At 37.9% G+C, this 6,432-nt stretch carries 6 protein-coding genes; all 6 read left to right on the top strand.

What is annotated here, in order from left to right; translation table 11 throughout:
• The first annotated feature begins 1 nt into the window (after position 1).
• Positions 2 to 1,333, top strand: coding sequence for an acetyl-CoA carboxylase biotin carboxylase subunit (locus V7659_RS08730; protein WP_335539447.1), 1,332 nt, complete (start codon positions 2 to 4; stop codon positions 1,331 to 1,333).
• A 13-nt stretch (positions 1,334 to 1,346) separates the two neighbouring features.
• Positions 1,347 to 1,559, top strand: a complete 213-nt coding sequence (locus V7659_RS08725) for a biotin/lipoyl-containing protein (RefSeq protein ID WP_144548865.1) — start codon at positions 1,347 to 1,349, stop codon at positions 1,557 to 1,559.
• Positions 1,560 to 1,580: 21 nt separating this feature from the next.
• A complete protein-coding gene (locus tag V7659_RS08720) occupies positions 1,581 to 3,122 on the top strand; it encodes an acyl-CoA carboxylase subunit beta (RefSeq protein ID WP_335539444.1) in 1,542 nt (513 codons plus the stop codon).
• 119 nt (positions 3,123 to 3,241) lie between these two features.
• Entirely contained in the window at positions 3,242 to 4,144 is a 903-nt protein-coding gene (locus V7659_RS08715) for a 2-dehydropantoate 2-reductase (RefSeq protein ID WP_335539442.1), read from the top strand.
• Complete coding sequence (locus tag V7659_RS08710) at positions 4,141 to 4,536, top strand: DUF3397 family protein (RefSeq protein WP_335539440.1); 396 nt, start codon at positions 4,141 to 4,143, stop codon at positions 4,534 to 4,536. The genes V7659_RS08715 and V7659_RS08710 overlap by 4 nt, the downstream gene beginning before the upstream one ends.
• Positions 4,537 to 4,624: 88 nt before the next feature.
• The gene (gene bshC / locus V7659_RS08705; RefSeq protein WP_335539438.1) at positions 4,625 to 6,259 is read left to right on the top strand and encodes a bacillithiol biosynthesis cysteine-adding enzyme BshC; all 1,635 of its coding nucleotides are present in this window, start codon (positions 4,625 to 4,627) and stop codon (positions 6,257 to 6,259) included.
• Positions 6,260 to 6,432 lie beyond the last annotated feature (173 nt).

Below are 6,432 nucleotides of genomic sequence, written 5' to 3'. Positions count from 1 at the left end.
AATTGCTAATCGAGGAGAAATTGCCCTTCGGATTATTCGAACCTGTCAGGAGATGGGGATTGAAACAATTGCTATTTATTCCGAAGCTGATAAGGATATGCCCTTTGTAAAAGAAGCAACGATGGCTTTCTGCGTGGGGGAACCTCCTGTAAACAAGTCCTATTTACAAGTTGATAAAATTTTAGAAATAGCAAAACGGGAGAAAGTAGATGGAATTCACCCTGGTTACGGCTTTTTATCTGAAAATGCTGCATTTGCTAAACGAGCAATGGAGGAAGGTATTATTTTTATCGGCCCGAACCCGGCAACTATTGAATTAATGGGTGATAAAATTATTTCGCGTCGAACAATGGAAAAGGCGGGGGTCCCGGTCGTTCCCGGCAGTGGCTACGNNGGCTACGGTTTAAAAACCAGTGAGGAAGCAATTGCTCTTGCAGATAAAATCGGCTACCCTGTGATGCTGAAGGCAAGCAGCGGCGGCGGCGGGATTGGAATGGTATTTTGTGAAGATGAGCAAGCGCTCGATAAGTCTTTTGCCCAGACTAAAGCCAGAGCAATGGCCTATTTTGGCTCAGATGAAGTCTTTATCGAGAAATATATCAAAGATGCAAGACACGTTGAAGTCCAGGTGTTTGGAGACAGCCATGGAAATATCGTCCACTTGTTTGAAAGAAATTGTTCGATTCAAAGAAGACATCAAAAAGTAATTGAGGAATCTCCGTCACCTAGTTTATCGGAGGGTTCTCGAAACAAGATGTTTGAAACAGCCTTAAAAGCGGCGAGTGCTGTTAATTATACAAATGCAGGAACAATTGAATTTATTGTTGATGAGAACGAAAATTTTTATTTTCTAGAAATGAACACCCGCCTCCAGGTTGAACATCCGGTGACTGAAATGATAACTGGTCTCGATTTAGTGAAATGGCAGATCCTCATCTCTCGAGGTGAACGGTTACCGTTGCTCCAGGATGAAATCACTTTGTCAGGTCATGCCATTGAATTTAGGCTTTATGCAGAAGACCCTGTTCGCTTTTTACCGTCGCCAGGTAAAATCAGCACGCTTGATTGGAGTCATGCAGCGGGAGTGAGAATTGATACAGGTTATGATGAAGGCGGAACGGTTACACCGTTCTATGATCCAATGATTGCGAAAATTATTATTCACAATGAAACACGTGAAAAAGCATTAGAAGAAGCGGTTCGCTTCTTTAAAGACCTGAAAATCGAAGGAATTAAAACAAATGCACCACTTTTCCTTAATGTACTAACAGATAATGATTTTCAAAAGGGGAAGTACAACACAAGCTTTTTAACAAAAAATTTAGTGAACTAAGGAGAGAATCAAAATGAAAGAAATAACAGCAAGCATGGCAGGGACAGTTTTAAATATATTTGCAGCAAAAGGGAATCAAGTTCAACTTGGTCAGGAAGTCGTGATGCTTGAATCTATGAAAATGGAAATTCCGATTGAAAGCAATGCAGAAGGTTTGGTATTAGATGTAAAAGTAAACATTGGTGATTTCGTTAATGAAGGTGACGTACTGATCGTCCTAGAATAAAAGTTTTGAGGGGTGAAAATTATGGCTGTAACCAATACATTGAATGAGCAATTAAATGAGAACCGTAAACTGATTGAAGCTGGTGGACATCCAAAATATCATCAGAAAGCTAAAGAGCAAAAAAAGTTATTTGTACGTGATCGACTTTCCCTTTTGTTTGATGAGGGAAAATACGAGGAAGATGGTAAATTTGCCAATTTTAAAGCTGGTGATCTTCCTGCAGATGGTGTTGTCACAGCGATTGGGAAAATTAATGGGCAAACCGTTTGTGTTATGGCGAATGATTCAACGATCAAAGCTGGTTCATGGGGAGCAAGAACTGTTGAAAAGATTATTCGCATTCAAGAAGTTGCAGAAAAATTAAAGGTCCCGTTATTCTATCTTGTCGATTCCGCAGGGGCAAGAATAACTGATCAATTAGAGATGTTTCCAAATCGTCGGGGAGCAGGAAGAATCTTCTACAACCAAGTGAAACTTTCCGGGATGATTCCGCAGGTATGTATTTTGTTTGGTCCTTCCGCGGCTGGTGGAGCATACATACCTGCCTTTTGTGATATCGTCATAATGGTCGACCAAAATTCTTCTATGTATTTGGGATCACCAAGGATGGCTGAAAAGGTAATCGGCGAAAAAGTAACACTTGAGGAAATGGGCGGTGCAAGAATGCATTGTTCAGTTAGCGGCTGCGGGGATGTTCTTGCCTATAGTGAAGAGGAAGCGATTGAATCAGCCAAAAAATATATCAGCTACTTTCCTGCTAGTTTTAAAGAAAAACCAAAGATGACTGCTGGTGTAGAAGTAAAAGAGGGGCGTGAACTAGAAGCAATTATTCCTGAAAACCAAAATGCACCGTTTGATATGTATGAATGTATTGATAGGCTTGTGGACAATGCAAGTTTTTATGAAATTAAAAGATTGTTTGCCCCTGAATTGATAACGGGGTTAGCAAGAATCGATGGAAGACCGATTGGAATTATCGCTAATCAACCGAAAGTGAAAGGCGGTGTTTTATTTGTAGATTCTGCAGATAAAGCAGCAAAATTCATTCAACTCTGTGATGCCTTTCATATCCCTCTTTTATTTTTGGCAGATGTACCTGGTTTCATGATTGGAACAAAGGTAGAGCGTGCGGGCATTATCCGTCATGGGGCCAAGTTAATTGCAGCGATGAGTTCAGCCACGGTCCCGAAAATTTCTGTCATTGTTAGAAAAGCGTATGGTGCTGGTCTTTATGCTATGGCTGGCCCAGCTTTTGAGCCGGATTGCTGCATAGCTTTACCGACCGCGCAAATTGCCGTTATGGGACCAGAAGCAGCAGTAAATGCAGTTTATTCCAATAAGATTAATCAAATCGAAGATCCGAAAGAAAAAATCGCTTTTGTCCAAGAAAAGCATAAGGAATACAAAGAACATATCGACATTTATAAGTTGGCATCTGAATTAATTGTAGATGAAATTGTCGCACCTTCAGAATTACGAAATGTTCTGATTCAACGCTTTGACTATTATGAAACCAAGGAATTAAATTTTAGCGTACGTAAACATCCCGTATACCCTGTCTAACTTTTTTGGCCCTATTCGGTCTTTGTCGAATAGGGTTTAATTTTTTCAAATTCTTAGTAACAAACTATCGGCAGCTTCTGATAAAATATGGGTAAAGACGACTAAAAAGAGGGGTTACCATGAGGGTTGGAATTATTGGGGCTGGGTCAATTGGCCTGTTATTCGCAGCATATTTTAGTAGAATATTAGATGTTACGTTATACACCAGAACACCGGAACAAGCAAGAGAGATAACTAAATATGGAATTGTGCTGAAGAAAAAAGATGAACAAACGATATCCAAAGTAAGGGCTTTGCCAATAAACGAATGGAAGGGAACTGAGGATCTTACCATCATTTCCGTTAAGCAATATCAACTTCAGCCAATTATTGAAAAAATTAATCAGTTGTCCATTCTACCTAACAATCTCTTATTTTTACAGAATGGTATGGGCCATTTAAAACAGCTTGAAACCATCCCGTTCACTAATATTTTTGTTGGTTCAGTTGAGCACGGTGCGCTGAAAGAAAATTCATATACCGTTTCCCATAATGGTGAAGCTGTGACGAAAGTTGCCGTATTTAAAGGGGACCCAGCACTTTTGTTTAAATGTATTTCTTATGCCCCATTGGAATTTCCACTTGTTTTTAAGGAGGATTATTTTACAATGCTGCTGAGTAAACTAGTTGTCAATGCCGTTATTAATCCATTAACCGCCATCCTCGAGGTGGAAAATGGCAAATTAATAAAAAATGAATACTATTTTCAGGTCCTAAAAAATTTATTTTCCGAGGTATCTTCTATCTTAAATCTAGAAAATACAGAAGAACAATTGCAGCAAATTATTACTATTTGTAAAAATACTTCTGCTAACCGATCCTCCATGCTTAAAGATATAGAAGCGCACAGAAAGACAGAAGTGGATGCAATATTAGGATATATTTTAGAAGAGGCTGAACATAAAGGTTTGAAAGCTCCACAAGTGGCGAACCTATATTATTTAATTAAAGGTAAAGAAATGATAAAGGAGGAATACGTTTGATTACTTTTCTATCCTATTTCATCTCTATTTTCTTTGCCATCCCATTTTTAGGGTTTCTATTTGTTTTTATGGTAATGAGACTAGTGACAAAAAATACGCGAAAGTCAGTTCATATGTCACTAGATTCTACAACATTTTTATTTATTATATCCGTTCATTTTTTAATTGTTACTATATGGGAAAAATCATATTTTTGGTTAATAATATTAATAATGATTTTAATTGCGATGATTTTTGTGTTGGTTCATTGGAAAGTAAAAGAAGAAATTATCTTAAAAAAAGTGATAAAGGGTTTTTGGCGTTTTAATTTTCTCCTTTTTCTTCTTGCTTACCTCACCTTAACATTTTATGGATTAATTCATCGAGCATTGATTTTTACTTTTACCAACTGAAATATAAGCCAAAGTTTTTTTCAAATTTGGTTGGTAGTGGTATACTCTTAACAGAATGAATTTGGGTGATCAGAAAGGAAGTACATGAATGGAGATTTTAAATCTCTCTTTACCGGCAACCAATCGGTTTGCTTCGAATTATTTGGAACAATCTCCAGAAATCCAGCCTTTTTTTCATTACCGGTTTAATGATGGAACCGATGATGCCAAACGAGTTGCTGAACTTAGTAACCGATCATTTCCTCGCTTAGAGGTTGCTGAACACATTGAGAGCTTTATGAAACGGTTTCCATCGTCTGAAGCTGTTATAAAGTCAATCGATAAACTAAAATCAAATAATAGCCTCGTTGTTATTGGGGGACAGCAGGCAGGTATTCTAACCGGCCCGTTGTATTCAATACATAAGGTAATCTCTATTATTAAATTGGCGGAGCAAAAAGAGGCACAGCTAGGCGTGCCAGTGATTCCGGTATTTTGGATTGCTGGAGAAGACCATGATTTTCAAGAAGTTAATCATGTATTTGCACTAGCGAACCAAAAGGTTGATAAATGGACATACCCTGAAAGAATGCTTCAAAAGAAGATGGTCTCTGATATTCAGCTAAACAAAGAAGACTGTCTTTCTTGGGTACAGAATTTAATTGAAAACTTCGGTGAGACAGAACATACGAATACTTTATTAAAATTCGCTGAAGAACAAATATCGATATCAACCACCTTCGTCGATTTCTTTGCCAACATTATAATGGAATTGTTCAAGGATTACGGGTTATTAATTGTTGATTCTGGTAACAAAGAGTTTCGAATGCTGCAGAAAGAATTTTTTAAGAAGCAAATCCTACACCATGAAGCAATTACAAACAAATTATTGGAACAACAAAAGAGAATTGGCGAAAAAGGTTTTCCAATTACAATTGATGCAAGTGAAAAGAATGCGAACCTTTTCTATTATGACCAGAAAATGCATGATCGGATTTTACTTGAATATGATACCGATAATGGTTGTTTTGTGGGGAAAAATGGGGCTTTAGCATTTTCAAGAGAACAACTAGTGGAGTATGCAGAGGAGAATCCAGCTTCTTTAAGCAATAATGTGGTGACTCGGCCACTAATGCAGGAATGGCTCTTCCCATCCATTGCTTTCATTGCGGGACCGGGAGAAATTTCTTACTGGGCAGAATTAAAACTAGTCTTTGAGCATTTTCAAATTAAGATGCCCCCCATTGTTCCCCGTTTGAACATTACGATCCTTGATCGATCTGTTGAAACAGATGTTTCTGATTTACATTTAAACTTAACCGATATATTAAGCAATGGAATGGAAAAAGAGAGAAATCAATTTCTAGAAAAAATAAAAGATAAAGAAGTGGTTTCGCTATTTTCGCTCGCAAAAGAACAATTAGTAAATCAGTACCGATTAATAGAGGATAAGACAGCAGAGTTGGACCGCGGCTTATTACCTTTGTTAAAGAAAAATGAAGGTTACTTACTTAAAGAAATCGGGTTTATGGAAACCAAATTATTTGAGGCAGGAAAGTTAAAACACGATTATATCCTTAAAAAATATGACCGTGTGGAACTGGCATTAAGGCCGGATGGCTTCCCCCAAGAAAGGGTTTGGAATATATTCTATTACCTAAATCAATATGGGTTGAATTTTATTCATGATCTAATGTCAGGTACATTTGAATTTGATGGCCGGCATAAAGTAATGAAAATGTAGAAAACTTCACAGCTTTGAAGTTCAGACTGTCGACAAATCCGAAGGATTTCGGATTTTAAATCGACAGTCTTTTTTTGTTTGGCTAATTTAATTAGTCTGTTGATTTCCGTTCCAGCGGCTTCGCTTTCCGCGGGCGGTTCGGGGAGCCTCCTCGCCGCTTTCAGCGCCTGCGG

Origin of the sequence: Neobacillus drentensis (assembly GCF_036966985.1) — a bacterium.
Lineage (GTDB): Bacteria > Bacillota > Bacilli > Bacillales > Cytobacillaceae > Neobacillus > Neobacillus drentensis_E.
This window is presented reverse-complemented; position numbering and strand designations above follow the sequence as displayed.